Here is a 25,539-nt window from a genome sequence, read left to right as displayed (position 1 = left end):
CCGTCGGAACCGACCGATGACTCCAGCTACCAGCCTTCCAGGTCTGCCTGCAGATAAGACCACCGCGTCCGCGCAAGGTCTGTCGATCGTCGTCCCCGTTTACAACGAAGCCGCCGGGCTCCAGCAATTGCACGAACGTCTCAGTGCGCTTGCTGTAAAGCTGAGGCAGCGCTTCGGCCTCGCCTGCGAAGTCGTTTATGTCGATGACGGCAGCGCCGATGACACGCTCGACCTCGCCCGCGCGCTTCCCGCCACCGCGCTGGACGTGCAGGTGGTTTCGCTGTCGCGCAATTTCGGCAAGGAGGCCGCCTTGATGGCGGGCCTGGATCACGCGCAGCGCGGCGCGCTGCTGTTCATGGACGGCGACGGCCAGCATTCGCCCGATCTCGTGGAACGGCTGGTGGATCACTGGATCAACGACGGCTACGACGTCATCTACACCGCGAAGGCGCACCGGGCGAACGAGTCGTTGCTGCGGCGAATCGGCGTGCACAGCTTTTATGCGATCATCAACTGGGGCGCGCGCCAGCGGATTCCCGAAGACGCCGGCGATTTTCGCCTGTTATCGCCCCGCGCCGCTTCGGCGCTGCGCCGGATGCCGGAGCGAAACCGCTTCTTCAAGGGCCTCGCGAGCTGGATCGGTTTCCGCCAGTTTCGCGTCGACTACGAGCCCGACGTTCGGACCCACGGCATGACCACCTTCAATGCCGCGCGGCTGCTCGGTCTGTCGATCGAGGGGCTGACATCATTTTCGGTGGCGCCGCTGCGGCTGGCCAGCCTGCTCGGCCTGCTGCTGGCGCTTGCAGCCTTCCTGTTCGGTTTGTCTATCCTTTGGGAAACCTGGGTCGACGGCGAGTCGGTTCCCGGCTATCCGTCATTATTCGTCGGCATGATGACGATCGGCGGCGTGCAGCTCCTGATGATCGGCATCGTCGGCGAATACATCGGCAAGATTCTCTCGGAACTGAAGGCACGGCCGATCTACGTCGTCGCCGAGCAAAGCATGAAGCAGGCCGAACCCGAGCCGGCCGACGGCGGGCCGCACCGGACCGTCGCCGAATGAGCGGCGATGAACCGCAACGCCGGATTCGGCTGTGCGCAGACGATTACGGAATCAGTCCGGGCGTCAACCGCGCGATCCGCGATCTAATCGAGCGGGAGCGTATCAACGCGACGTCGGTGATGGTGGTTGGCCCCGCCGCGGGACGCGATGAGGTGGAGGCGCTGAAGGTGGCGTGCGCGCGCCATCCGCATTGCGCGATCGGGCTGCACCTCACTTTGACCGCGCCGTTTCATCCGCTCACCCTGCATTACCGGCCGCTGGATGGGGGGCTGTTTCTCCCGCTCTCGAAGATGCTGCGCGCCAGCCTGTCGCGCCGGCTCGAGCCCGAGATGATTTTCGACGAGGTGACGGCGCAGATCGGGGCGTTTGTGGAACGATTCGGCCGCGCGCCCGAGTATGTCGACGGCCATCAGCATGTGCAGATTTTTCCTCAGGTGCGCGGCGCCTTCCTGACCGCCGTCAAGACTGCCACACCCGACGCATGGGTGCGGCAGTGTGGCCGCAGCCGACACCCGCTGACGCAACAACTCGCCGCGCCGAAGGCGTTGCTCCTGGATCTTTTAAGCGCCGGATTTCGTCGCCATGCCGCGCGCGCCGGCATCCGCTTCAATCCGGCCTTCGCCGGCGCCTATGACTTCGCGCAGTCTGACTTTGCCGCACTGATGCAGGGATTTCTGAACGGTTTGCCGGATGGTGGTCTGATCATGTGCCACCCCGGCTTCGTCGATGAAATCTTGCTCGCGCTCGATCCCCTCACCGACCAGCGCGAGCGGGAATACGAATTCCTGGCCGGGGATAGCTTCGGGGATATGCTGGTTGCCAACCGGGTGACATTGGGCTGATCCGTCCGCCGCGAAAATATTCTCCGGCGGCACTACTTGCGACACAGAATGCCACTACATCCCGACAGCCACCTTTTTGGGAGAGCGCCATGACGCCGGAAGAACGACAGTTGGTTGACGACCTCTTCACCCGCCTCGCCAGCGTCGAAAACACGCCGCGCGATCCCGCCGCCGCGGCAGCTATCGCCGAGGGCCTGCGGCGCGCGCCCAACGCGCTTTACACGCTGGTGCAAACGGCTTTGGTGCAGGATGAAGCCCTGAAGCGCGCCGACGAGCGCATTCAGCAGCTTGAGGCCGGCGGAGCCGGCAATCAGGCTGTCTCGGGGGGCGGATTTCTCGATCAGATGCGCGACACCCTATTCGGCGGCCCCGCGCCGCGCGGCTCGGTCCCGAACGTCCCCCCCGCGCCTTCTGGCCGCCCGGCCTGGAATACCGGTGAGGCGTTGCAGCAGACCGGACAAGCCGGACGCTACGATCAGGGACCTGGCCATTCACCCTATGGCACCCCGCCTCCGCAAGCAGGCGGCGGTTCGTTCCTCGGAACGGCGGCGGCCGCCGCCGCGGGAGCCGTGGGCGGCGGTCTGCTTCTGAATAGCATCCGCTCCATGATGGGCGGTGGTGAAGCCCATGCCAGCAGCTTCGGCGATTCCGGCAGCCTCGGCAGGTCGTCCAACCCGTCGGGCGGCGCCGGCGATCAATCAGGAAGCAATCTGGCACGCGATGCCGGTGTGAACGACCTCGGATCGCAACGGCACGGCAACCCATCGCAGACTGACTCACTCGACCATGATCATGATCATGATCATGACGATATCGATTCCGAAGACTTCGACGATTTCGATGACTTCGACGAAGGCGAGGACATCTGACGCCTCCGGTCCTCAACAGCACAACGGCTCCCTATAGCCTTTTCGAGCGATGTGGATACCGGTTCGTGTGAAGAAAACGCGTCAGATCAAAATCTGAGAGCCCCGCTTCTGATTCCGTCAGAAACGGGCTCTTAGGTGGCCGTTGTCATCTGGGAAGGTGATCGGGCGTCAGATCACAACCACTCTGACGCCGATCCGAACCCGATCATAGAGATCGATGACGTCCTGGTTGCGCATCCGGATGCAGCCGGACGATACATTGGTGCCGATTGTCCACGGCTCGTTGGAACCGTGGATGCGGTAGAGCGATGAGCCGAGATACATCGCGCGAGCGCCAAGCGGGTTCTGGGGGCCGCCCTCCATGTGGCGCGGAAGATCGGGGCGGCGCTTCAGCATCTCCGCAGGCGGGGTCCAGGCGGGCCATTCCTTCTTCGCCGATACCGTCTTGACGCCCGCCCACAGAAAACCGGGCTTGCCGACGCCAACTCCGTAGCGAAGCGCCGTGCCGCCGCCTTGCACGAGGTAAAGGAACTTGCTCGACGTATCGATGATGATGGTGCCGGCGGCTTCCTTGCCGTGATATTCGACGAGCTGCCTCTCGAATTTCGGATCGAACGCGGGATGAGCGGCTTCGCTCGCGTCCTGCTGCAGCATGATCCGCTGCGGTTGCGGCGCATAGAGCGGGCGCGAATCATAGCGCTGTTGCGGATAACGCGATCCCTGTTGCTGAACATCTCCAAACAGCGACTCGATGAAGCCGCCGCCCATGTTGGACCGCTCGGCATATACAAGGCGCTGCTCGGACGGCTGCGGCGTGGATTGATCGGCGTAGACGGCGGTCGGCTGGGTGAAGAACCTGGTCTGTGGATCTCTTGCAAAAGCCTGCTGGATCCCGAGGCCGGCAAGCGACACGCCCGCAAGGAGCGCGAAGGATATGTGTCTGAACATCGACGTACTCTGCACTGTTTTGCCGTGGATGGTCGCTGGGAGTCGCGTCAATGGCGCATCCCTCCCGCACAGCGATTAAGAATTAAAACCGCGTCGGTTTGGTAAACGGAACGGCGGCTTGATTCACCACGCCGTCGATATAACGGGGTTCTTTCCCGTAGCGTTTATTTTCCATGAACGAAAACGCTCCGCGCGCTGCGGATTCGTGCGGATTCGTCGCGAACAGTTCCCGCATGAACCGGGCGTTAAAACACCCCGGTGTAAAAGCCAATCGAGTCCAAAAGCCGGGGAATATGATGGCTGTTCAACGCAAGCGCTTCCGCGTCGAGGAAATCCTGAACGGCGGCACGCCGGTTATTACAGCCGTCGTCGACGATGCGCCAATGCCGGTGCATCGTGAAATCATGGCGGAGTTGCGGGCGATCCGCCAACAGATGGGAGCTCCGAGCCTCGACGGCCCGGACGAAGCGGCCGGAACCGCCAATGACGGGACCACCAGCCGCGAGGTCGCCGAAGCACAAATGCTGCTGCAAACCTATCGCGCACAAATCGAGCAATGCGAAAAGCTCAAGACCGAACTCGATCTGATCTACGACGCCATCAGCCGCACCAAGCAGGAAATCGCGGTTCTACATGGCAAGAGTTTCAGCGGCGACGAGATGGCGAAGGTGACCGACGAGCTTGGCGCCGTGGTAGGAGGTACCGAGCAAGCGACCCAACAAATCCTGGAGGCGGCTGAGGCGATCGATCAGTCGGCCAGCGCGCTGTCGAAGGCGGCATCGCCGGAGCAGGCTCGGTTGTTGAGCGAGGAGATCCAGGAGCGCGTGATCTCGATTTTCGAGGCGTGCAATTTCCAGGATCTCACCGGCCAGCGCATTGCCAAGGTGATGAGCACGATGAAGTTCATCGAGCATCATATCAATGTCATGATGGATATCTGGGGAGGTGTGGACGCCATCCGTGCCCATGCTCCACCGATCGTCGACGATCGCGTCGGCGATGCGAAGCTGCTGAACGGTCCGAAGCTCGAAGGCGACGAGGGACACGCGTCCCAGGACGATATCGACGCGCTGTTCGGTTAGCCTCAGGAAGCGTCACATCCCTCATTGAGAATGCCCGGCCGTCGCGCCGGGCATTTGGTTTGAATCGATCGCGCGTAGCCCCGGCTAATGGGCCTGTGGCTTTGCCGCCGTGTGGCGGGGGGCCGACGCGGCCGCAGGCGTGCAGCGGATATAGACCATGTTGCCGTAGCGCGTCGCCGCATCCGAGTCGATGAAGCGCGTGATGAGCACGTGGCCGTCGAAGGAGACGATCTCGCGATCTTTTGGACCGCCGGGGGGGCCTTCCGGCCCGATGTAGTTCTTGCCACTCTGGCTACCCTTGAGCCGCAACTCCTGCGGCGTCGCCTCGTCGGCAAGATGCATGATGACGCCGCCATTGCCGCCTGCGCTGATCACGTAAGGATTTTTGCACTGCGCCCTGGCCGCGGCCTCGGTCCGAGACCGGTCGTTCGGATTTTGATAGGACGCAAGACCCCACCGTCCGACCAGTTCCTCGGCACGGACCGTGGCCGGGAGTTCTGGCTCGACGGGCGGCGGGGGCGCCGGCTGCGTCGACAGTCCGATCGAGCCGAACGACCCGCATCCGCCGAGAAACACCGCCAGGGCCGCGGCCGCCCCAAGGTTCAAAGCCGCGCGTCCGCCGTCTGATTTGACCATTATAAATACCCCCACCGAATTTCCGACCGCTGTGCCCCCAGCAGCCGGACCTAAAAAATGAGATCGCAGCACCCGCACTCGCCAAGGTGGAGAAGCTACGACATACTTGCGTCTATCCTACACGCCCTCACCAACGGCTTAAGAGGCTTGCTTGACAGCATGGCTGCCAAGCCATATCCCCGCCCACGAATAGCACTCTCGGAATATGATTGCCAAAAAGATACGAATCGCTCGGCCGTCTTGAATTCAGAGCGCATGCATCCATCGATGGCAATTCAGAGTCCTGCGAACCCCCCGGAGGAGCGTTATGGCTAAGACCAAATTTCGTCCGCTGCATGACCGTGTTGTGGTCAAACGGATTGATGCCGAGGAAAAAACTAAAGGCGGCATCATCATTCCCGAAACGGCAAAGGAAAAGCCCTCCCAGGGTGAGGTCGTGGCCGTTGGTCCCGGCGGACGCGACGAAACCGGAAAGCTCACGCCGATCGATGTCAAGGTCGGCGACAAGGTGCTGTTCGGCAAGTGGTCGGGCACCGAGATCAAGCTCGACGGCCAGGATCTCCTCGTCATGAAGGAATCCGACCTCATGGGCATCGTCGGCTAGCGTCCCTCCGCAATCAACCGCTCCGATTGGAGCGTCATGCCCGGACTGGATCCCGGCATCCATCTTTCAAAACGATGGATTGCCGGCATAGGCGCGAAGCGACGCCGTGCTTCGAACGGCTATGCTCGGCAATGACGCCCAAGGGAAGCGGCACACAACAAACCAGGAGTAACATTCAATGGCCGCCAAAGACGTCAAGTTTTCCGGCGACGCGCGCCAACGCATGCTGCGCGGCGTCGATATCCTCGCCGACGCGGTGAAGGTGACCCTCGGCCCGAAAGGCCGCAATGTCGTGATCGAAAAGAGCTTCGGCGCGCCCCGCATTACCAAAGACGGCGTCACCGTTGCCAAAGAGATCGAACTCGAGGACAGGTTCGAGAACATGGGCGCTCAGATGGTGCGCGAGGTCGCCTCCAAGACCAACGATCTCGCCGGCGACGGCACCACGACCGCCACGGTGCTGGCACAGGCCATCGTCCGCGAGGGCGCGAAGGCAGTTGCCGCCGGCATGAACCCCATGGATCTCAAGCGCGGCATCGACATCGCCGTCGCCGCCGTGGTGAAGGACATCGGGAAGCGCGCGAAGGCGGTGGCGTCCTCGGCCGAAGTCGCTCAGGTCGGCACCATCTCGTCCAATGGCGACGCCTCGATCGGCAAGATGATCGCACAAGCGATGCAGAAGGTTGGCAATGATGGCGTCATCACCGTCGAGGAGAACAAGTCGCTCGAGACCGACGTCGATATCGTGGAGGGCATGAAGTTCGACCGCGGCTATCTTAGCCCCTACTTCATCACCAATGCGGAGAAAATGGCGGTCGAACTCAACGACGCCTACATCCTGCTGCACGAGAAGAAGCTGACCGGCCTCCAAACTTTGCTGCCGGTGCTCGAGGCGGTCGTGAAATCCGGCAAGCCGCTGCTGATCATCGCGGAAGATGTCGAAGGCGAAGCGCTGGCCGCGCTGGTGGTCAATCGGCTTCGTGGCGGCCTGAAAGTGGCAGCAGTGAAGGCACCGGGCTTCGGTGATCGCCGCAAGGCCATGCTGGAGGACATCGCCATCCTGACCAACAGCCAGCTTATTTCCGACGAGCTCGGCATGAAACTCGAGAACGTCACCGTTAATATGCTGGGCCGCGCCAAGAAAGTGCTGATCGACAAAGAGAACACCACCATCGTCAACGGCGCCGGCAAGAAAAAGGACATCGAGGCACGGGTCGGACAAATCAAGGCGCAGATAGAGGAGACCACCTCCGACTATGACCGCGAGAAGCTGCAAGAACGTCTGGCCAAGCTCGCCGGCGGCGTCGCGGTAATCCGTGTCGGAGGCGCGACCGAGGTCGAGGTCAAGGAAAAGAAGGATCGCGTCGAGGATGCGCTCAACGCCACGCGCGCCGCGGTGGAGGAAGGCATCGTGCCCGGCGGCGGCACGGCGCTGCTGCGGGCCAAGAAGGCGGTCGGCCGCATCAACAACGACAACTCGGACGTGCAGGCCGGCATCAACATCGTACTGAAGGCGCTGGAAGCGCCGATCCGTCAGATCGCGGAAAACGCCGGCGTCGAGGGCTCCATCGTGGTGGGCAAGGTTCTCGAAAACAAGACCGAGACCTTCGGCTTCGACGCCCAAAAGGAAGAATATGTCGACATGATCGCCAAGGGCATCGTCGATCCCGCCAAGGTCGTGCGCACCGCCTTGCAGGATGCCTCGTCGATCGCAGGACTGCTCGTGACCACCGAAGCCATGGTCGCCGAACTACCCAAGGAAGAGCCTCCGGCTATGCAGCCGGGCGGCGGCGGAATGGGTGGTATGGGCGGCATGGGCTTTTGAGCTCCTTCAACGGCACGACTTCGTCAGAAGGCCGCCTCCGGGCGGCCTTCTTTTTTCGCGAAGTGGGTTTTAGGGTAAGGGCCGATTCGACAAGCGGGGATTCTCCATGCGCGCGCTGCGGCTGTGCCTGATCAGTCTAACGATGGCTTTACCGGGACCTCTGCGGGCGCAAGACCGGCCGCTTCCCAAAGCCACGCCCGGCGCGGAGGTGAGATACTTCACCTCCATCGACGGACTGATGGAGGGCAATGCGGACGTTATCCTTAAAGAGACCCGCCAGGGCAAGACGGTCACGGGCGCCGTTCTCGATGTGTGTTACCCTGCGGAGAAAGGCTCGAGCCGCAAGGACCGCTTCGTCGCCAACCTCGCGGTGAACGGTTCGACCCTGACCGGCAGCACCCAAAGCATCGCCGACAAGCTACCGGTCACGGTGAAGCTCACACGCAAGCCCACAGGCGATACCTTCGAGTTCGGGGGCAGGATCAGCGTCGGCCAAAAAGTTACCGACGTGACCTCAACAGACAATTCCGACCTCAGCGAGGCTGAGTTCAACGATGCCCGGATGACCGATGACGGCATCAGCGCATCGCCGAAGGATTTCACCGAGGTATCTCCCGAAGCAATCGCCGTGAAAGTGAAGATCGACACCGCGATCGACCTGCTCAAAAGTTTGAGAGAACAAAATGTCGAGGTGCTGCTGAACAGCCTCGAGGTGACTTGCGAGGCGCTGCGGGCGGGAGCGCAGGTCATCGACATCAACGTCGATCCTGAGCGCGCGCCCTCCCTTCTCGCTCGGTTGAAAGCAACGCCCGGCGTGGTCGCCGCGGGCTGGAGCGCCGGGATGTTCGACATGGAGCGCACCATCCGGTTTCCGGCCGCGGAATGGCGTGACAAGGGCAAGCTCAATCGCGACAAGCTCGCAACCGCTGTCTCCGGTGTGCTGGAAAAAACTTTGAATGCAAAGCCGGCGTCAGCAAAATGGAGTGACAACACCGGCAAACTGACGTTGACCTTCAAACGCCCCAGCGTGCTGGTTCCGGCGCTCGGGTTGACCGACACCATCAAAGTGACAGCATTGCCAGGCCCTGACAGGCCCGATGAATCCGATCGCATCATGCTCTGGGTCGGCGCTCCCTCGACTAGCACTGCGGACGAAACCGATGGGCCGAGACTCGGTCTCACCGACGATCTGTCAGCGGACGACGGCGAGAGTAACGAGACCAATGACAGCGGCACGCTGGATGCGCTGGCGAAACAGTTCAAAGCCCAGCGCTGGGACGTCGACAAATCGGCCTGGAAATAGCGGGTATCCGGTCTTCGCGGCAAAGGAATCGCGATCCGTACACGCCGGAATAACCCACAATCTAGAATCCTCCACCGCTTCACGGAAACGGTGCAAGGACTCTACCTTTGTGACGCGTTTTCTTCACGCGAACCGGATCCACTTCGCTTGAAAGCGCTCTAGTTGGTATTGAGATGAAAGCGCAGCGTGGTCGGTCCGACAAACGATATCTCATCGTCCTGTCGCTCCCAGGTCACGGCAGCGGAAAGCGCCGCAGCCAGATCGTCATCGGCCTGAGCTTTCTCCGGCGGACAGGAGCGATCCTCCAGCGGATCGGCGGCGAAGATGACGGTGTTGCCGGCAACCGAAAACTGGCCTCGCCCGCCTTTGCACCACAATTCGAGCTTGACCCCGCCACTGTCGTCAATGTCCAGCGATGGCACCCGCTTTGAACCGGGCTGCGGCGGTGCATCCAGCGTCATCTCGAAACCGAACGGAAATCCATCCTGCGCCGACGCCGGCCACGCGCCGGCGGCTCCCAGCGCGACCAGGACCGCACCCAACACGAACCCAAACCTTGCAGCCATCTGCCCTCATTGAACGAGCTGAGACTGATAGAACCAGTCGCCGTTCTGCAAGTTGAACGGACTGGAATCAGCCTCTCGTCATCTTTGGAATCGAGCGCGATCTTCTCGAAACCGATTTCCACTTTGCTCGGCTCTTCGGGTTGGGATCATGCTAAGAGCCTCTTTGACGCGTTTTCTTCACACGAACCGGCATCCACTTCGCTCGAAAACGCTATAGTGCGTTGAGGCTCGATCAACGTCATTGCGAGCCGGCCGATGGCGACGTGTGGCGCCGTCCCAACGCCAACGAAGCAACCCAGCTTTCTTCAACCTCTGGATTGTCTCGTTTCACGCGCAAACCGGCGCAAATCAATTAATCGGTCTCCGGCTCGCAATGACGAGGCGGTCGGTTCAACCAACCTCATCTGCTTTAAGTGCCGTCCTCTCCCGACCCGGGGGGGTGATCCGTATGGCCATAGGACGGAGCCGCAGGCTCAGCCATCGCCCAACTCGTGTCCGGCACAGGGGTGGGCTTTGGCGCGGCGCGCTTGGCCACTGCCTTTTTCGTCGAGGCCCTGCGCTTCGCCGCCGGTTTCCTTGCGGATTTACCGGTGGATCTCTTGGCAGATTTTTTGGTGGATTTTTTGGTGGATTTCCCTGGAGATTTTCTGGCGGATTTTTTCGCTGATTTCTTTGCCGACTTCTTCTTCACGGCCTTCTTTTTTGAAGCCGTCTTCGCTGCCTTCTTGCCAGATTTCTTTGCGGACTTCTTCGTGGATTTCTTGTTCGCCGCTACAGCCTTCTTCTTGCTCTTCTTGGCCTTAACGCCCTTCGCCTTGCTGGATTTCTTAGCTTTCTTAGCCATCGTGATCCTCCTGTTGCCGCCGATCAATTCAGTCCTGGCCGGGGGCCGCCCGTCGCCCAATCGAGAAGTTCAATCGTGTGAACAACAGGGACCGACGTTCCGCCGGCAATCTGAATCATGCACCCGATGTTTCCGGCAGCAATCATGTCCGGCTTGACGCTTGCGATGTTGGCGACCTTTCGGTCGCGCAGTCGGCCCGCAATGTCAGGCTGGAGAATGTTGTATGTCCCCGCCGAACCGCAACACAAATGACCCTCGGGTATATCTTTCACTATGAATCCATTCTTGAAAAGCAAATCTTTCGGAAGCTGCGTGATTTTCTGGCCATGCTGAAGCGAACAGGCGGAGTGATAGGCGATGACAAGCTCGCTGCGGCTCGGCGGCGGCGGCAGGTCGAGGCTGGCGACATACTCCGTGATATCCTTGGCCAAGCCTGAAACCTTCGCGGCAGGCCCGGCGAAGTCGCGGTCCTCCCGCAGCAGGTAACCGTAATCCTTGATGACTGTACCGCAGCCAGAGGTCGTGACCAGGATGGCATCGAGACCATCCCGTTCCGCTTCGCGGGTCCAGGCTCTGATGTTGGCCCGCGCACGCGCCAGGGCGTCCCGATCGTCGCCCATGTGATGTGTCAGCGCGCCACAACACTGCTCGTCCGCCACCAGCACCACCTCGACGCCGTGACGGGTTAACAGGCGGATCGCGGCCTCGTTGATGCGCGGCGCCAGCACCTGCTGGGCGCAGCCTTGCAGCAGAGCGACGCGGCCACGCCTCATACCCGTCGCTGGAAACACACTTCCCGCAGCCGCTCCGGGAGAGGGCAGCGACGCGGGCGCGAGCGCCAGCATCGCCTTGATCCTGTGCAGCAACGTCGGCGTCACGCCCCCCTTCGAGCCCGGCAGCAGGGCTGCGAATGGCCGTCCGAAGCGCGCAAGGGTCATGCTGGCCCGAAAGATTCTCGGCCGCGGCAGCACGAAAGCGAGAACAGCTCGAAGCAGCCGTTCGGAAACCGGGCGCGCATACTCCTTCTCGATTTTGACACGCGCCTGATCCACCAGGTGCATGTAATTGACCCCGGAGGGGCAGGTCGTCATACAGGCAAGACACGATAGACAGCGATCGATGTGTTTGACGACCTCAACCGTTGGTGGCTCGTTCTTTTCGAGCATCTGCTTGATCAGGTAAATCCGGCCGCGCGGGCTATCGAGTTCGTCGCCGAGCAACACATAAGTCGGGCACGTCGCCGTGCAGAATCCGCAATGGACGCACTTACGGAGGATCTTGTCCGCCTCGGCAATATCGGAATCGCTCAGTTGAGCGGGCGTGAATTCGGTTTTCATCAGATCGGCGTCCGCGTCAGCCTGCCGCGATTAAAAATGCTTTTGGGGTCGAAGCTCTGCCGCACCCGCTCGGCCAGCGCTGCGACGCCTTTTGCCTGCGGATGAAATACATCGACAGCTCGGCGCAATCCCTCGTCGGCCCGCAGCAGGGTCGCGTGCCCGCCGAGCGGAGCGAGCCGACGACGCAGCGATGCGGCATGTGCATCGACCGAGGGCGGCAGCGTCGCCCAGAGCAATCCGCCAGCCCAGTCGTAGATCACCTCGCCGCCGGTCTCACGCGTCAACGTCTGTCCGAAGACTCCCCCGGATGCCGGAGGACAGACGATCCTCCACACCGGCCAAGCGCCCAGTGGGCCATCCGCCGCGAAGGGCGCAACGTCCCGAATCTCGCGCCACAGCGCCGCCGATTCAGCGTTCTCAACAAATTCGGCCGCGCCGAAGGACGCAAGGTCAACTGCAAGCGCCGCTCCGCGATGAACGACGGAGGCGGCGATACCCTCCAGCCGCAACAGCGTCGCAGCCTGTCCCATGGATGCGAGACCGGCCAGCGCGCCTCGCTCCGCCTTGAGAGCTGAGCGCGGCGCGTGCGCCGCCCCCGAAACGTCGTAAGGAGAACCTAGCGCGGCCGTCATTGCTCGGTTGGCGGCGAGGTCATCAAGCCCGCGCAACACCAACGTGCGCTCGGCCTCCGCCTTCGGCATCACCTTGAGCGTCACCTCGGTCATGATCGCCAGCGTGCCCCACGATCCGGCCAGCAACTTGCAGAGATCATAGCCGGTGACGTTCTTCACCACCCTGCCCCCGGCCTTGAAACTGTCGCCGAAGCCGGAAACCGCGTGAGCGCCGAGCAGATGGTCCCGCACGCCACCGGCCTTGATACGGCGCGGTCCAGCTAACCCGGCGCCAATCATGCCGCCGATGGTCCCTCGTCCAGACCGGGAGTCTAACAACACGGCAGGATTCATCGGCTCAAACGCAAACTCCTGATTCTTGGAATCGAGCAGCGACAGCACCTCATCCAACGGTGCGCCGGCCTGCACCGTGATGATGAGTTCGCTCGGCTCGTAGCACGTCACCGCGTTCAGCGCCGACACATCGAGCACCGCGTTGGTCGTCATCACATGGCCGATCGACCGCTTCGATCCGTGCCCGATGATCTCAAGCGGCTGTTCGCCCGCAATGGCGGTGCGCACCGCGGCCTCAACGTCTGCGGCGTCGCGTATCTTCAGGATGTTCACGGCTGCCTCAATGCGGCGAAGCCTTCATGGCCGGCATGCCCGGGCTCCCAGCCATCCCCGTCCTGGTCCGCAGGAAAACATGGATGCCCGGCACAATGGGCCTGTGCTCGGGCCGGCGAAGCCGGACCTGAGTGCCGGGCATGACGGAGCATGCGGATAGACCGTCGTCTTGTCATCAAAATCTCGGCAGATCCGGAAACGGCAGCTTGCCGCCGTGCACATGAACGCGGCCGAGTTCGGCGCAGCGGTGCAGCGTCGGAAACACCTTGCCTGGATTGAGAAGCCCCCGGGCGTCGAACGCGCATTTCAACCGCTGCTGCTGGTTGAGATCGACTTCGCTGAACATGTGCGGCATCAAGTCTCGCTTCTCGATGCCGACGCCATGCTCGCCGGTCAGAACGCCGCCGAGTTCGACGCAGCAGCGCAGAATGTCTGCGCCGAACGCCTCCGCTTTGTCCATCTCACCGGGCTTGTTGGCATCGTACAGGATGAGCGGATGAAGATTGCCGTCGCCGGCATGGAAGACGTTGGCGACGCCGAGGCCGTACTCCTCGCCGAGATCGCGAATGCGCGCCAGCGCCCGCGGCAGCGCGCCGCGCGGAATGGTGCCGTCCATGCAGAGATAGTCGGGCGAGATGCGGCCAACCGCCGGAAACGCCGCCTTGCGGCCAGCCCAGAACAGGTCGCGCTCCGCTTCCGAACCGGAAATCCGGCAGGTTGTCGATCCGCAACTCAGCGCGATAGCCTCGACCCGCTTGATGAGTTCGTCGACCTCGATTGAAGAACCGTCTAGCTCGATAATCAGCAGCGCCTCAACGTCGAGCGGATAACCGGCATTGACGAAGGCTTCGGCGGCGTGGATCGCCGGCCTGTCCATCATCTCCATGCCGCCGGGAATGATGCCGGCGCCGATGATCCGCGCCACGCATTCACCCGCCGCTTCTACCTGCGAGAATCCGACCATCAGCGCCCGCGCGGTTTCCGGCTTCCGCAGAATGCGGACGGTGACCTCGGTGACGACGCCGAGCAAACCTTCGGACCCCGTGATGATACCCATCAGGTCATAACCCGCCTGCTCGGGCGTCTTGCCGCCGATGCGCAGGACTTCGCCAGACATCAGCACAAGCTCGCAGCCGAGCACGTTGTTGGTCGTCATGCCGTATTTCAGGCAGTGAACACCGCCGGAATTCTCCGCGATGTTGCCGCCGATCGAGCAGGCGATCTGCGACGAGGGATCCGGCGCGTAGTAGAACCCGGCATGGGCCACAGCTTGGCTGATCGCGAGGTTGGTGACGCCGGGCTCGGTGACGACAACGCGGTTGTCGAAATCGATCTCACGGATGCGCTTGAACTTGCTGAGGCCGAGGAGCACCGCGTCGGCCAACGGCAACGCCCCACCCGACAGCGAGGTGCCGGAGCCGCGCGGCACCACCTTGATGCCGTGATCGAAGCAGTATTTCAGAACGCGCGACACCTGCTCGGTGGTTTCCGGCAATACCACCACCATCGGCGGCTGACGATAAGCGGTCAAAGCATCCGATTCATACGGCAACATTTCCGCTGCGCTGGAAATGACGCCCTCGCCCGGCACGATTTCGCGAAAATCCCGGACAATGGCGTCGCGGCGATCGAGGACCATCTGATCCGGGGCGGGCATCATGATGGTCATCGGCAGGCGCTCCGCTGTCGCGACCAGACTGCGCCGATCGTCACAAGACCTTCTAAATCAACCATATTTTGTCCGTGTTGTGTAGGCCCACTCGGACCCGGACCGAAGCAGATGGTACCATCGCGTTGTAGGCAGGCTGTGGCACACGAAGCACGTTTGGAACCAAATCATACTCGAATCGTTCTAAGATCGGTGTTATCTTTCCGATTCTGCGGCTCGTAATCATAGGTTTAGTGATCTGCGAAGCCACAGAGCCATCAACACCCCTTCCCTTCCGGGGAGGCGGCCAATCCCCATCAGCTTCAGCCTGAAGCCCCTCACAAGGACTCAAGAGGTCTCCATGAAAACCTTCGCCATCTCCGCACTGACTGTTCTCGGCATGACGCTTGCAAGCGTGGGCACCTCGTCCGCGGGGGACGCAGAGGCCGGAAAGGCCACCTTCAACAAGTGCATGGCATGTCATGCCATTGGCGAAGGCGCAAAGAACAAGGCTGGACCGGAACTCAATGGCCTGGACGGACGCAAGGCCGGCACCTTGGAAGGCTATGCCTATTCGGATGCCATGAAGAATTCCGGCATTACCTGGAACCAGGCGGAGTTCGAAGAATACATCAAGAATCCCAAGGCCAAGGTACCGGGCGTCAAAATGGTGTTTGCCGGCATCGCCAAGCAGAGCGAACTCGACAACCTCTGGGCCTACGTGTCGCAGTTCGACAAGGACGGCAAGGTCAAGGCGAAGTAACGCAGACTTCAGTCCACCTTACTCCCCTGCCGGCATTCTTGCCGGCAGGGCCGCCTGCACCACAAGACCACGCGCGCGCGCATCCGTCACGCCAACCGCACGCAACGCCAGCAAGGTCGCGGTCTGCACCACATCACGCAACGCCGCTTGATCATCGAAGTTATCCGGCGCAAGCGGACCCACCAGGGCTTCATGCAGCGCGCCAAGCAGCGCGGTCGCCGCGAGCGACGTATCTTGCTGCGGCAGATGTCCGGCACTCACCGCAGCTATGATGCGCGCTTCAATCTCGCCAGCGATTTCGCGGCGGCTTGCCAACTGGGTCGCGGATACATCTACATCGACCGGTTCCGCCAGAATGCCCCAGGCGAGCTTCCTGTGTGAGACCATATGCACAGCGACGGTGGCGATGGCGGCCGCAAGCGCCGAGGATGGCCCCGGCGCGGCATCAGCGGCACCGCGTATTGCCGCCAGTTCATCCCGCGCTATCTCCGCGATCAATTCGGAAATCAGATCGGCCTTCGACGGAAAGTAACGATAGACCGTCCCGGCGGCGACATCGGCACGCAGCGCGACCGGCGCGATCTGCACCGCCGCCATGCCCCCAGTGCTGGCCATATCCCGTGCGGCCGTCAGAATAGCGCGGCGGCGCGCCGCGAGACGCTTCATGACCTGCTGAGTCCGCCGATACACCATGCGGGTTCCAAGTCCCTCGCCCCGCGATCAAGAGCGGCGCGAGATCAGCATCTTCAAACCGCTACGAAGTCCGCGAACATGCTCGCTGAAAAACTGAACACCCATTCAGAAGGCAAGGCAAGCGGCTTTGCACGGTAAGCCCTTCCTTGGGTTTTTTCGGCAGCACCGCGATCGCTTTGGGTTCTGTTCGGCGATAACGAGAGCACGCAGTCTCTGTGGCGCGCCGCATCGATCGGCATCCGTACAGCCTCCCCTCAAAGCCTTTCACCTTCGCAGCCTGCAGACCTCAACGTCGCTGACGTGACGACGATTGCGCGCGCTGACCGCCGCGAAGGCCATCGATCGGGCAGTTATTCGAAGAAGTTAGAAATGCAGCATCTTGAACACGCCAAGGCCGGAAAGGCCGACGAAGATGAGATAGATGGCAACGAGCAGATTGAGAAAACGCGGCATCAGCAGGATCAAGACGCCCGCGACCAACGCCACGATAGGTTGGATATGCGCTGCCGTGATGACCATTAAGAAACCTCCACCGATGCTGTTTGCGAATCGCAGAAACTCTATCCGCCGCTGGCGCTTCTTGACAGCATGGTCTGAGATTCCGGCGAGTTTCACCTCGCTTTCGTCTTTTGCCGCGCCACAAACCCGCCCCCGAAATGCCAAACTTGCGCGCGGAACGATCGCTGGCGAATTGAATTGGCATGACGTCGAACGGACAGCGTAAAAAAAAGCGCGTCCGACCTCAATGGAGGCTACCATGCGGAATACCGCTCTGGCTTTTGCCACGCTGATAACTGCGCTCGGCGCGGGATACAGCGCTCATGCGCAAGGCACCACGATCGGCGCTGCGCCCTCGACCGATGTGGTCGTCACCCAGCCGGTCGAAGTGAGCGCCGATGGGGGAATTACAATCGAGCAACGCCCCGCGTTTCGCGAATACGTCGTGACCGAGCGCGTGCCCTCTTACACGGTTTCGCAACACATCGGCGTCGGCACCGTCCTAGCCGAAGAAGGCGTTACCCTTTACGACGTACCGCAACGTTTCGACGCGACGCCTTATCGCTACACCGTGGTGAACGGCGAAACCGTGCTGATCGAGCCGCGCACGCGGCGCATCATGCAGGTGATCGACTAATCCGCTAAGCAGATAACGAAAAGTGCGTCGCGCGGGTATCGGTCCGCGCGACAACGACGATGTCGCGGCCTTCGGTTTATCGTGACGACCGGATGCCGCGCGTCAATCCTGTATCTTCGAGAAATCCGCGACCGTGCGCGTGGCCGCACGAATTTCATTGAGCAGCTTGAGGCGGTTCTCACGGATCTTCGCGTCGTCGTCGTTGACCTTCACCTTCTCGAAGAAGGCATCGACGGCGGGACGCAGCTTCGCCATCGCGGACATCGCGGCGGCGAAGTCTTCGTTCGCGACAGCAGCGCTCGCCTCACGTTTCACATCGTCGATGGCCGCGGCAAGCGCCTTCTCTTCATCCAACTTGTAGAGCGAGGCATCCGGCGCACCGTCGAAGCTGCGCTTGTCCTTCTTCTCCTCGATGGTGAGGATGTTGGACGCGCGCTTGGTGCCAGCGAGCAGGTTCTTGCCGTCGTCGGTGTCGAGGAATTTTCCGAGCGCCTCGACGCGGCGGACGACCATGAGGAGGTCGTCCTGAGCATTTTCCAAGACGGGATTACCTTCGGTATCCCTATTGCCGAGCGCAAACACCGCATCGACCAGATCGTGCCGCGCGCCCTGCTCGCGGAGCTGCACCTTTAGGCGGTCGGCGAAAAAGGAGAGGAGGTCGTCGGTAATATATTTAGCCGTCTTATACTCTATCCGCATGCTGCGTTGGGCCATTGCGGATGCAAGCTTATTTGCAAACTCCTCTGGAATTTCGAACCTTTTCTCCGGATTGGATACAAGCTCCAAAAACGCGTCAAAATTCAAACCGGTTTCATCAGGCGCTAACTTTTCGATTGCAGCGACATCCCCGAAAACTTCCTTCGCAACCTCATGGTCATGTTTGACACTATCCAGAATTCGCACGAACGCAGACTTCTCCTCCAAATCGAGCCCTTGCATCCTGCGCTCCAAGAACACATCTGCGAGATTCACCCGCAGCTGATTCTCAAGCACCAGCCTAATCACCCCCAGCGCTGCCCTCCTCAGCGCATAGGGGTCCTTGCTGCCTGTCGGCTTTTCATCGATCGCCCAGAAACCGACCAGCGTGTCGATCTTGTCGGCCAGCGCCACCGCGATGCTCACGGGATCGCTCGGCACGCGATCGTTCGGACCCTGCGGCTTGTAGTGCTCCTCGCAGGCGGCAGCGACCGAAGCATCCTCGCTTTGCGCGAGCGCGTAGTATTTCCCTATCAGGCCCTGAAGTTCGGGGAATTCGCCAACGACTTCGGTCAACAAATCGGTCTTGCACAGCCGCGCGGCGCGCTTTGCCTTCTCGACGAGCTTTTCTTTTTCCGCGCCTTGCGCGGTTGGCACGACCAGCGGCGCGATCTCGGCAGCCAAGCGCTCGATCCGCGCGATGCGCTCTGCCTGCGTGCCGAGCTTTTCGTGAAACACGATCTGATCGAACTTCGGCAGCCGGTCTTCGAGTTTGGTTTTCAGATCGGTCTCGTAGAAGAACTTCGCGTCCGACAGCCGCGCGCGGATCACGCGCTCGTTGCCGGCGACGATGGCCTTGCCGCCGTCCGATGCCTCGATGTTGGCGACGAGAATGAACTTGTTGGCGAGCTTATTGGTCTTGGGATCGTTGACGACAAAGCACTTCTGGTTGTTGCGGATGGTGGCGCGGATCACTTCGCCCGGTATCGACAGAAATTCCTTATCGAAGGAGCCCATCAGCACCACAGGCCATTCGACGAGGCCGGACACCTCATCAAGCAGCACCTGATCCTCGACCAGCTCATAGCCTTGCGCGAACGCCAGTTCTTTCGCGTCGGCGAGGATAATGTCCTTGCGGCGCTGCGGATCGAGCACGACCTTCGCATCATGCAGCTTCGCTTCGTAATCGTCGAAGCGGCGCACGCTGAATTCGCCCGGTGCCATGAATCTGTGACCGCGCGTGGTCTGTCCAGATTCGATGCCGGCGACGTCGAAGCGCACAATGTCGGGCTCTTCGGTCTCCATGCCGAAGGTCGCGACGATGGAATGCAGCGGCCGCACCCACGTCAGAGCGCCCGGCTTCGCCGAACGCTCGCCCCAGCGCATCTGCTTCGGCCACGGGAAGGTGCGCACGATCACGGGAAGGAATTCCGCCAGCACATCGATCGCAGGCCGTCCCGGCTTCTCGATCAGCGCGACGTAGAAATCGCCCTTCTTCGGATCGCGCTGGATTTTGGCTTCCTCCAGCGATTTCAAACCGGCGGCTTTTAGAAATCCCTGCACAGCGGCGTCGGGCGCGCCGACCTTCGGTCCCTTGCGCTCGTCCTTGAGATCGGGCTGGTGCGCCGGAATGCCGTGCACGGTGAGCGCGAGGCGGCGCGGCGTGACGAAGGCTTTCGCACCCTCATAGACGAGGCCCTCGGCCACGAGCTTGTCGGTGACCATCCTGCGCAGATCGTCCGCCGCCTTCGCCTGCATGCGCGCAGGGATTTCCTCGGAGAAAATTTCGAGCAGAAGATCGGGCATCGCTCAGACACCGCCCGCATCAGTATGGAGCCACGCTTCGCCGCAGGCTTTCGCCAGTTCGCGTACGCGCAGGATATAGCTTTGCCGCTCGGTCACCGAGATCACGCCGCGCGCGTCGAGCAGATTGAAGACGTGGCTCGCCTTGATGCACTGGTCATAGGCGGGCAGCGCCATCAGATGCGCCTCGCGCTTGCCAGGCTGCTTTGGATCATCCTGCCAGCCCGCGTCGAGATATTTCTTGCAAGCCTCTTCCGCCATCGAGAATTGCTTGAACAACATCTCGGCATCGGAATGCTCGAAATTGTGCCGCGAATATTCCTGCTCGGCCTGAAGGAATACGTCGCCGTAAGTGACTTTCTCCGCGCCCTCGCGGCCATTGAAATTGAGATCGTAGACGCGGTCGACGCCCTGCACGTACATCGCCAGCCGTTCAAGCCCGTAGGTGAGTTCGCCCGCAACCGGCGCGCATTCGACGCCGGCCACCTGCTGGAAATAGGTGAACTGGCTGACTTCCATGCCGTCGCACCAGCACTCCCAGCCGAGCCCCCACGCCCCCAGCGTCGGGCTTTCCCAGTCGTCCTCGACAAAGCGAATGTCGTGCAGCGCGCTGTCGACGCCGATCGCGGCCAGCGATTTCAGGTAGAGGTCCTGGATGTCAGACGGCGACGGTTTTAGGATGACCTGGAACTGGTAATAGTGCTGCAGGCGGTTGGGATTCTCGCCGTAGCGGCCGTCCTTGGGGCGGCGCGATGGCTGCACATAGGCCGCGTTCCAGCGCTTCGGACCCAGCGCGCGAAGGGTGGTCGCCGGATGAAAGGTGCCCGCCCCCACTTCCATGTCGTAGGGCTGCAGGATGACGCAACCGTGGTCCGCCCAATAGCGTTGCAAGGTCAGGATCAGGCCCTGGAACGAGCGTTCCGGGCGCATATGCGGGGGCAAGGAATCCATCGTCTTTTGGGAATTCGCGAAATGGGTCGACGCGACGCGACCGTATCGGCGCGCGTTCCTCAAATCAAGGCGACGACGAGCGCTTACCGCTAAGGGTTAACGGGATCTGCCCGAGTCCGGCGACCTCAAGGCGAGTCGCACAATCCTAGTCAGGCCGGTAGGCGCCAGTGTGATCGCGCCGCAGCGTCGGGATATCGCGGCGCACGGGCTCGGCCACGCGAGCCATCCGTGCTTCCTCGAGCTCCTGATTGACCCGCTTGGCGGTGTTGTAGAACCAGCGGACCACGACTAGTCCACCCAGAGTAGCTGCAAGTGCAATCAGCGGCGGCATCGGTCGATCCTCTTCCTTCGTTGTCGGCCCCCAATTGCCCATATTCTTGCGCAACCTGATCGTTCCCGCAATCGATGTTTTCAAATTGATGACACCGGAGCTCGGCAGCCCTCCGGCGGCCTAAAATCCGAACCTGGCCCAGATTGCCCGGGTCTCGAGGGCGGAAATCAGCCCGTCCGGCAGTCCCGCGATGCCATCAAACGAGGTCGTCGTTCCAGCTCCCGCCTTGCGGCCAAACAGCCCCGATAGCAGACCGGTCGAAGGCGCTATCAGCGGCGTGCTGACCTTATCGCCGAACCGATCCCGCAGCGTCGAGCGGAGATCGCCGACCGCGTCCGCAAGGCCGAGCGCAACCGATCGCTCGCCGGCCCAGTATTCTCCAGTGAACAAAAGGTCGTCCGTTCCCTTCAGCCGCTCCCTGCGGCTTGCCTTCACCAGTTCGATGAAGGTCGCGTGGATCTCACGCTGGATCGCCTTCAGCCGCCCCACATCGTCGGGGTTTTCCGGAAGAAAGGGATCGAGCGTCGCCTTGTGTTCGCCTGCCGTATATAGCCTTCGCTCGACCCCGATTTTCCTGATCAGTTCGGTGAAGCCGAAGCTGCTGCCGACCACGCCGATCGAGCCCAGGATCGAAGAGGGATCGCAAAAAATCTCGTCCCCCGCACAGGCGATCATGTAACCGCCCGAGGCGGCGACGTCCTCGACGAAGACCAGCACCGGAAGCTCTTTCTCCTGCGCGAGCTGCCGGATACGCAGGTAAATCTGGCGCGACTGAACCGGCGAACCGCCCGGCGAATTGACCACCAGCGCCACCGCTTTGGCGTTGTCCACCGCAAACGCCCGCTCCAGCGTTTTGGCGACGCCGGCGAGCGTCATGCCAGGCTTGAGCGGCGTGACCGCGCCGATCACGCCGGACAACCGCACCACCGGCACCACCGCCCCGCGCTGCCATCGCTTGGGAACCAGTTTTATCAGCGCTGCTTTTATCCGTCCGCTCATGGCGTTTCCCTCGGCAATTCGTCATCATCCAATCGCCTGATTAAGATGAAGATAGCATCTATCTACCCGAGGCACTCACCGGTAGCCTTCTTGCGACAATTCGCGTCAGGTCCGCGAGGCAGCCAGCGCTCCTCTGCAATGGACGGGCGGAGGGACACTGCGCCTTCAGCACAGCCGCTTCACCGGAGCGCCCCCGTGGGGGCAAGAGCCTGACCGCCCACGAGAGCATCTTGAACCTCTTTGGTGGGACGGCCCATCTCATCGCTGAGCATCAAATCCGGGCAAAGTCTGAGCGGCGCCCGGCTCCCCTTGACTGCGCGAACCAGAACCCGGATCGCCGGTTTGCGGGGGTCCGGATGCACGGGCCGGATCGCGATATCCCCGAAGCCGCGATCGAGCGCGCTAAGCACCTCGGCCAGACCGTCGCTGCGCCAGATCAGGCTGAGCACGCCTCCGGATTTCAGCATGCGCCGCGCGGCGTGAGTCCAGATGCCCAGACCCGATGGTTCCGCGACATGTGCCGCGCGACGACCCTGGTCCGGCGACGGCCGGTGCCGTACGCCATCGTTGAAGGGAGGATTCATCAATACCACGTCGGCGGTGTCGGGACCAAGACCGACACCTGCAAACGTCTCCGCCTCCGCTGTGATATCGAGGATGCACACCCGCGCCGCGAGGCTGTTGAGAACCGCGTTTCGGCGCGCCAGAACGGCAAGGATTTCGTCACGCTCAACCAGCACCAGATCGACGTTGTCGATCCGCGTCGCCACCGCGAGCCCGGCAGCGCCCACGCCCGCTCCGAAATCGACGATACGATCGCCGGGCCTGCCCGGCGTGGCGGCGGCGAGCAGCATGGCGTCGTGGCCGGCGCGATGGCCGGACGAAGGCTGATACAACCGCAGCCGTCCGCCGAGAAACGCATCCTCTCCGACTTCAGATCGACTGTCGGTCATCGGGGCGTAACTCGTGAGCAAGCCCGGCCTCGGTGAGAAGCTGTCGCGCCGCGCGATTGTCATCCTCATTCACCAGAATGCGGCGGGGCAGCACCCCGAGCGACCCCTCGATCACGCTCATGTTCTGATCCAGCACCAGGTGAAAAATCCCGGCACCGTCCAGCAACGCGCCGATCGCCGACACCAACACCAGATCGTTGGTTCGAACCAATTCCTGCAACGTCACGTTCTCCGGCGTAACCAGCTTCACTCCCCTGTGGCCCATGTCAACACCTCCATGTCAACCACTACCTGCGCTTGCCGGGCCGACCGGCACTTTCTATGGTGCAGCGATAGAAATGAGACGAATTTCGCAAACCGGAGATCCATGCTTGGCGGTCATCGTCCCCTTCGAAAGTCACTCGACAGGCTCCATTGACCAACTCGTCGAACTCGTCGCCACCGACATGGAGCGCGTCAACGCCACCATCCTGTCGCGGACCGGGTCCGAAGTCACGATGATCCCCGATGTCGCCACCCACCTGATCTCGTCCGGCGGCAAGCGGCTGCGCCCGATGCTGACGCTGGCGATGGCCAATCTCGCCGGTTATTCCGGTGAAGGTCACATCAAGCTCGCGGCTTCGGTGGAATTCATGCACACCGCAACACTGCTGCACGACGACGTGGTCGACGAAAGCGAGCTGCGCCGCGGCAAGCTCTCGGCCCGCATGGTGTGGGGCAACGAGGCCAGCGTTCTCGTCGGCGACTTTCTGCTTGGGCAGGCGTTCCGAATGATGGTCGAGGTCGGCTCGCTACGCGCGCTCGACATCCTGTCTTCGGCGGCGGCCACCATCGCCGAGGGCGAAGTCATGCAGCTTGCGGCGGCGAAGAACACCGCCACAACGGAGGACGAATACCTCGCGGTCATTCGCGGCAAGACAGCCGAGCTATTCGCCGCCGCCTGCGAGGTCGGTCCGGTGCTCGGCGGCCGTCCAAAGGCCGAGGAAACGGCCGCCGCCAGTTTCGGCATGAACCTCGGGATCGCCTTCCAGCTTGTCGATGACGTGCTTGATTACGGAGGAAAGTCAGCGAAGCTCGGCAAGAATGTCGGCGACGATTTCCGCGAAGGCAAGATCACCTTGCCGGTCGTGCTGGCGTTCCGACGCGGCAACGATGTCGAGCGCGAATTCTGGGTGCGGGCGCTCGAGGAAGGCAAGATCGGCGACAACGACCTCAATTACGCCATTGGGCTGATGACCAAGCATCGCGCGCTGGAGGATACCCTCAACCGTGCTCAGCACTACGGCGCGATGGCGGTCGATGCGCTAGCGCTGTTTCCGCCATCGCCGATGAAGAGCGCGCTGGAACAAGTCGTCGCATTCTGCCTGGCACGGTCGCACTGACGATCCGGAGCGATGATGTCCGCCCGTGCCGCAGAATGAGAACCGTCAAGCTCCGTCACGAGCCTCCGCCCAACATCCCCACATGAACCCACCATTGCGGGCGATCGAGCCGGATCGTCTGCGCGGCGTGATGCGCATCCGCCTCGTCGCTGAAGATCGCAAAGCACGTCGCGCCCGAGCCCGACATCCGTGACAGCCGCGCGCCGGTTGCCCGCAACCTCGCCAGCACCTCACCGATCACCGGCTGAATGCGGATCGCCGGTGCTTCGAGATCATTGGTGCCGTCCGACAGCATGGTGAGCCAATCGTCCATGGGAGCACCGGCCTTTGGCCACACGATAGCCTCGATCACATCGTTGACGCCGACATTCAGTTCACCTTTGCGAAGGCCGAGTGCGGCGAAGACCTCCTTTGTGGCGACGGGAACGCGAGGGTTGACCAGGACAGCGGGCATCGCCGGTAGATCCAGCGGCAGCAACGATTCGCCGACGCCCGTCATGACGCAGCTTGCCGAGCGGACACAAACCGGCACGTCGGCGCCGGTCAGTCGCGCCGTCTCCAGCAATCGCGGATCGCCCATCGCAATGCCGTTGACCCTCGCCAGAAGCCGCAACGCCGCCGCCGCATCAGCTGATCCGCCGCCAATGCCGGCTGCGACTGGCAAATGCTTGTCCAGCGCGAAGGCGCCTGCCTTCAGATTTGCAACCCGTTCGCTGAATAGCCGCGCCGCCTTGAGAATGAGATTATCGGCTGTCTGGCCGCACTCCTGCGCCCGCGGGCCGCCAGCAACCAGCGATAGATTCGCGCCCTCTGTCAGAGTGAGACGATCGACGCAGTCGGCAAATGCCACCACGCTTTCGAGATCGTGAAAACCATCAGCGCGCCGGCCCACGACCCGCAGCGTCAGATTGACCTTGGCGCGCGCCGTCTCGCTCAGCGCCGGTGTGGCCGTTTCCAGATCCGTAGCGCCGGTGACGATCATAGCGGATGTCAAATCCAAAAACGGCGCATGAATCAAATGATTTTTG

General features: G+C 61.9%; 27 protein-coding genes. 10 read left to right on the top strand and 17 right to left on the bottom strand.

All coding sequences use genetic code 11. The features are described from left to right. Window positions 1–16 precede the first annotated feature (16 nt). From ACZ5IL_RS06365 to ACZ5IL_RS06355, 3 genes are all read left to right on the top strand, one after another. On the top strand, window positions 17–1,063 hold the full coding sequence (locus ACZ5IL_RS06365; RefSeq protein WP_464595834.1) for a glycosyltransferase family 2 protein: 1,047 nt from the start codon (window positions 17–19) through the stop codon (window positions 1,061–1,063). Beyond that, window positions 1,060–1,905 (top strand): ChbG/HpnK family deacetylase, encoded by an 846-nt coding sequence (locus ACZ5IL_RS06360; RefSeq protein WP_464595832.1) that lies wholly within the window; start codon window positions 1,060–1,062, stop codon window positions 1,903–1,905. The genes ACZ5IL_RS06365 and ACZ5IL_RS06360 overlap by 4 nt, the downstream gene beginning before the upstream one ends. 89 nt (window positions 1,906–1,994) lie before the next feature. Further along, window positions 1,995–2,774, top strand: a complete 780-nt coding sequence (locus ACZ5IL_RS06355; protein WP_464595831.1) for a DUF2076 domain-containing protein — start codon at window positions 1,995–1,997, stop codon at window positions 2,772–2,774. A 168-nt stretch (window positions 2,775–2,942) separates the two neighbouring features. Here the strand turns inward: ACZ5IL_RS06355 and ACZ5IL_RS06350 are convergent, their stop codons facing one another. Together ACZ5IL_RS06350 and ACZ5IL_RS06345 are read right to left on the bottom strand one after the other, a co-directional pair. After that, entirely contained in the window at window positions 2,943–3,722 is a 780-nt protein-coding gene (locus ACZ5IL_RS06350) for a L,D-transpeptidase (protein ID WP_464596851.1), read from the bottom strand. 82 nt (window positions 3,723–3,804) lie between these two features. Then, window positions 3,805–3,957 carry a hypothetical protein gene (locus ACZ5IL_RS06345; protein WP_464595830.1) on the bottom strand — a complete coding sequence of 51 codons (153 nt, stop codon included), beginning with the start codon at window positions 3,955–3,957 and terminating at the stop codon, window positions 3,805–3,807. Between the two features lie 61 nt (window positions 3,958–4,018). Between ACZ5IL_RS06345 and ACZ5IL_RS06340 the strand changes: the two genes are divergently transcribed. After that, on the top strand, window positions 4,019–4,804 hold the full coding sequence (locus ACZ5IL_RS06340) for a protein phosphatase CheZ (protein ID WP_464595829.1): 786 nt from the start codon (window positions 4,019–4,021) through the stop codon (window positions 4,802–4,804). Between the two features lie 84 nt (window positions 4,805–4,888). Here ACZ5IL_RS06340 and ACZ5IL_RS06335 read toward each other — a convergent pair whose 3' ends face one another. After that, window positions 4,889–5,440: a hypothetical protein gene (locus ACZ5IL_RS06335; protein WP_464595828.1), complete on the bottom strand. Its 552-nt coding sequence runs from the start codon at window positions 5,438–5,440 to the stop codon at window positions 4,889–4,891. Between the two features lie 307 nt (window positions 5,441–5,747). Between ACZ5IL_RS06335 and ACZ5IL_RS06330 the strand changes: the two genes are divergently transcribed. The 3 genes from ACZ5IL_RS06330 (at window position 5,748) to ACZ5IL_RS06320 (ending at window position 9,172) form a co-directional block, all read left to right on the top strand. Continuing rightward, on the top strand, window positions 5,748–6,044 hold the full coding sequence (locus ACZ5IL_RS06330) for a co-chaperone GroES (RefSeq protein WP_464595827.1): 297 nt from the start codon (window positions 5,748–5,750) through the stop codon (window positions 6,042–6,044). Window positions 6,045–6,222: 178 nt separating this feature from the next. Beyond that, a complete protein-coding gene (gene groL / locus ACZ5IL_RS06325; protein WP_464595826.1) occupies window positions 6,223–7,869 on the top strand; it encodes a chaperonin GroEL in 1,647 nt (548 codons plus the stop codon). A gap of 106 nt (window positions 7,870–7,975) precedes the next feature. After that, window positions 7,976–9,172, top strand: coding sequence for a hypothetical protein (locus ACZ5IL_RS06320; protein ID WP_464595825.1), 1,197 nt, complete (start codon window positions 7,976–7,978; stop codon window positions 9,170–9,172). A gap of 158 nt (window positions 9,173–9,330) precedes the next feature. Here ACZ5IL_RS06320 and ACZ5IL_RS06315 read toward each other — a convergent pair whose 3' ends face one another. The 5 genes from ACZ5IL_RS06315 to ACZ5IL_RS06295 all read right to left on the bottom strand — a co-directional run bounded on the left by ACZ5IL_RS06315 (window position 9,331) and on the right by ACZ5IL_RS06295 (window position 14,826). Then, the gene (locus ACZ5IL_RS06315) at window positions 9,331–9,738 is read right to left on the bottom strand and encodes an META domain-containing protein (RefSeq protein ID WP_464595824.1); all 408 of its coding nucleotides are present in this window, start codon (window positions 9,736–9,738) and stop codon (window positions 9,331–9,333) included. A gap of 409 nt (window positions 9,739–10,147) precedes the next feature. Next, the gene (locus ACZ5IL_RS06310) at window positions 10,148–10,582 is read right to left on the bottom strand and encodes a hypothetical protein (RefSeq protein ID WP_464596849.1); all 435 of its coding nucleotides are present in this window, start codon (window positions 10,580–10,582) and stop codon (window positions 10,148–10,150) included. Between the two features lie 23 nt (window positions 10,583–10,605). Further along, window positions 10,606–11,919 carry a glycolate oxidase subunit GlcF gene (gene glcF / locus ACZ5IL_RS06305; RefSeq protein ID WP_464595823.1) on the bottom strand — a complete coding sequence of 438 codons (1,314 nt, stop codon included), beginning with the start codon at window positions 11,917–11,919 and terminating at the stop codon, window positions 10,606–10,608. Then, the gene (locus ACZ5IL_RS06300) at window positions 11,919–13,157 is read right to left on the bottom strand and encodes an FAD-binding protein (protein ID WP_464595822.1); all 1,239 of its coding nucleotides are present in this window, start codon (window positions 13,155–13,157) and stop codon (window positions 11,919–11,921) included. Before ACZ5IL_RS06300 ends, glcF begins: the two co-directional genes overlap by 1 nt. 175 nt (window positions 13,158–13,332) lie before the next feature. Then, a complete protein-coding gene (locus ACZ5IL_RS06295) occupies window positions 13,333–14,826 on the bottom strand; it encodes an FAD-linked oxidase C-terminal domain-containing protein (RefSeq protein ID WP_464595820.1) in 1,494 nt (497 codons plus the stop codon). Between the two features lie 340 nt (window positions 14,827–15,166). On the opposite strand from ACZ5IL_RS06295, the gene ACZ5IL_RS06290 reads away from it, so the two are divergent. Further along, window positions 15,167–15,568 carry a c-type cytochrome gene (locus ACZ5IL_RS06290; RefSeq protein ID WP_464595819.1) on the top strand — a complete coding sequence of 134 codons (402 nt, stop codon included), beginning with the start codon at window positions 15,167–15,169 and terminating at the stop codon, window positions 15,566–15,568. 18 nt (window positions 15,569–15,586) lie between these two features. On the opposite strand, the gene ACZ5IL_RS06285 is transcribed toward ACZ5IL_RS06290, so the two are convergent. Both ACZ5IL_RS06285 and ACZ5IL_RS06280 read right to left on the bottom strand, forming a co-directional pair. Then, the gene (locus ACZ5IL_RS06285; protein ID WP_464595817.1) at window positions 15,587–16,261 is read right to left on the bottom strand and encodes a TetR/AcrR family transcriptional regulator; all 675 of its coding nucleotides are present in this window, start codon (window positions 16,259–16,261) and stop codon (window positions 15,587–15,589) included. 363 nt (window positions 16,262–16,624) lie between these two features. After that, window positions 16,625–16,780, bottom strand: a complete 156-nt coding sequence (locus ACZ5IL_RS06280; RefSeq protein WP_079447701.1) for a DUF3096 domain-containing protein — start codon at window positions 16,778–16,780, stop codon at window positions 16,625–16,627. A gap of 238 nt (window positions 16,781–17,018) precedes the next feature. On the opposite strand from ACZ5IL_RS06280, the gene ACZ5IL_RS06275 reads away from it, so the two are divergent. Next, window positions 17,019–17,396 carry a DUF1236 domain-containing protein gene (locus ACZ5IL_RS06275; protein WP_464595816.1) on the top strand — a complete coding sequence of 126 codons (378 nt, stop codon included), beginning with the start codon at window positions 17,019–17,021 and terminating at the stop codon, window positions 17,394–17,396. Between the two features lie 102 nt (window positions 17,397–17,498). On the opposite strand, the gene glyS is transcribed toward ACZ5IL_RS06275, so the two are convergent. The 6 genes from glyS to ACZ5IL_RS06245 form a co-directional block, all read right to left on the bottom strand. Continuing rightward, window positions 17,499–19,898, bottom strand: a complete 2,400-nt coding sequence (gene glyS, locus ACZ5IL_RS06270; protein WP_464595814.1) for a glycine--tRNA ligase subunit beta — start codon at window positions 19,896–19,898, stop codon at window positions 17,499–17,501. 3 nt (window positions 19,899–19,901) lie between these two features. Continuing rightward, entirely contained in the window at window positions 19,902–20,846 is a 945-nt protein-coding gene (locus ACZ5IL_RS06265; RefSeq protein WP_464595812.1) for a glycine--tRNA ligase subunit alpha, read from the bottom strand. A gap of 145 nt (window positions 20,847–20,991) precedes the next feature. Further along, complete coding sequence (locus tag ACZ5IL_RS06260) at window positions 20,992–21,177, bottom strand: hypothetical protein (RefSeq protein WP_425906122.1); 186 nt, start codon at window positions 21,175–21,177, stop codon at window positions 20,992–20,994. A 120-nt stretch (window positions 21,178–21,297) separates the two neighbouring features. Continuing rightward, the gene (locus ACZ5IL_RS06255) at window positions 21,298–22,176 is read right to left on the bottom strand and encodes a S49 family peptidase (protein WP_464595810.1); all 879 of its coding nucleotides are present in this window, start codon (window positions 22,174–22,176) and stop codon (window positions 21,298–21,300) included. A gap of 179 nt (window positions 22,177–22,355) precedes the next feature. After that, window positions 22,356–23,129, bottom strand: coding sequence for a tRNA1(Val) (adenine(37)-N6)-methyltransferase (locus ACZ5IL_RS06250; RefSeq protein WP_464595809.1), 774 nt, complete (start codon window positions 23,127–23,129; stop codon window positions 22,356–22,358). After that, window positions 23,110–23,349: a putative signal transducing protein gene (locus tag ACZ5IL_RS06245; RefSeq protein WP_464596848.1), complete on the bottom strand. Its 240-nt coding sequence runs from the start codon at window positions 23,347–23,349 to the stop codon at window positions 23,110–23,112. Before ACZ5IL_RS06245 ends, ACZ5IL_RS06250 begins: the two co-directional genes overlap by 20 nt. A 151-nt stretch (window positions 23,350–23,500) precedes the next feature. Between ACZ5IL_RS06245 and ACZ5IL_RS06240 the strand changes: the two genes are divergently transcribed. Beyond that, window positions 23,501–24,511, top strand: coding sequence for a polyprenyl synthetase family protein (locus ACZ5IL_RS06240; RefSeq protein ID WP_464595808.1), 1,011 nt, complete (start codon window positions 23,501–23,503; stop codon window positions 24,509–24,511). Window positions 24,512–24,566: 55 nt separating this feature from the next. Here ACZ5IL_RS06240 and ACZ5IL_RS06235 read toward each other — a convergent pair whose 3' ends face one another. Next, complete coding sequence (locus ACZ5IL_RS06235; protein WP_464596847.1) at window positions 24,567–25,493, bottom strand: 4-(cytidine 5'-diphospho)-2-C-methyl-D-erythritol kinase; 927 nt, start codon at window positions 25,491–25,493, stop codon at window positions 24,567–24,569. Window positions 25,494–25,539: the final 46 nt, after the last annotated feature.

The organism is Nitrobacter sp. CN101, assembly GCF_055390255.1.
This window is presented reverse-complemented; position numbering and strand designations above follow the sequence as displayed.